The sequence below is a fragment of the Kribbella sp. NPDC050820 genome (genome assembly GCF_040653975.1).
GTDB lineage: Bacteria > Actinomycetota > Actinomycetes > Propionibacteriales > Kribbellaceae > Kribbella.
On record NZ_JBFAHB010000181.1, the window covers coordinates 1 to 1,099 of the forward strand.

The window sequence follows — 1,099 nt, forward strand, 5'->3', positions numbered from 1 at the left end:
CTAGTAGCACCACACCACGCTGTCGCGTGCCCGCGGCCCGCCCCCCCAACCCGCCCCCGCTTGGGTATACCGGTTGGTGTTGTGCCTTCTCCCTCGATACGCGAGAGGAGAAGGCACAACACGGACGGACATCCCCTCTTGTGACGGATGTGTGGGCGCGGGTTGAGCGAGCGCCGGCCGTTGGGTTGGTGGGATTCGGCTGTCGAGGGGCGGACCGCCAGGCCATCACAATCGGCTGGCGTCGGCGGTGCCAGGCAGAGTGCCGGGTTATAGGTGGTGATTGTGATGGCCTGGCGGTCCGCAGCATCGGGATCCCTTCGCGGGGTGGCATGGGTGCGGCTGACAGCGTCGACCGCCGACGGCGCAAGGAACTGCCGCCGCCGAGCGGTATCCGATCGCGTGTCCGCCATCTGTCGCCGAGTACCTGACCCAGTTGACCGGCTCCGCGCCCCGCCGAAGGCGCACACAATCAGCCGCCGCCGGAGGCGGTGTCCCTTCGCGTGCCCACGGGTCCACCGACGAGTGCGTGAGCGTGGATGACGACTGGTACGCCCCGCCGGAGGTGGCAAAGGCAGTCGCCCCGAAGTCGACTGCCGACGCGTGGCCGCGGTCCACTCGCCGACCACGTGGGCGGGGTTTGCGGCTGAGCGGGTCGCCGAAGGCGCCAAGGGCTCGCTGATCGCCGCGGTCGCGCTCTACTGCATCGGCATGGCGGTCTTCACGATCATCATGGGCAACGCGTTCGCCGCGTTCCCGGTGATGACGGCGGCGGTCGGCTGGCCGCTGCTGGTCGAGCAGTTCGACGGCACCCCGGCGATCGTGTTCGCGATCGGCATGCTGGCCGGCTTCTGCGGCACCCTCTGTACGCCGATGGCCGCCAACTTCAACCTGGTCCCAGCAGCGCTTCTCGAGATGAAGGACCAGTACGGCCCGATCAAGGCCCAGATCCCGACCGCGGTCCCGCTGCTGGCCTGCAACATCGTCCTGATGTACGTCTTCGCCTTCTAAGCCTGGATCCACCGATGGACTGGGGTGAGTTGGCTGGGGTGAGCGTGCCGTAACGCGAGAATGCCCTTGCGTGCTGGGAGATTGGGACTTG

Annotated in this window: 1 pseudogene; it reads left to right on the plus strand. The window is 67.9% G+C overall.

Going from position 1 to position 1,099, the window contains the following annotated elements:
• Nucleotides 1-669: 669 nt before the first annotated feature.
• Nucleotides 670-1,008, plus strand: a pseudogene (locus tag AB0H36_RS48115) (DUF979 family protein); the annotation flags it as partial.
• Nucleotides 1,009-1,099: the final 91 nt, after the last annotated feature.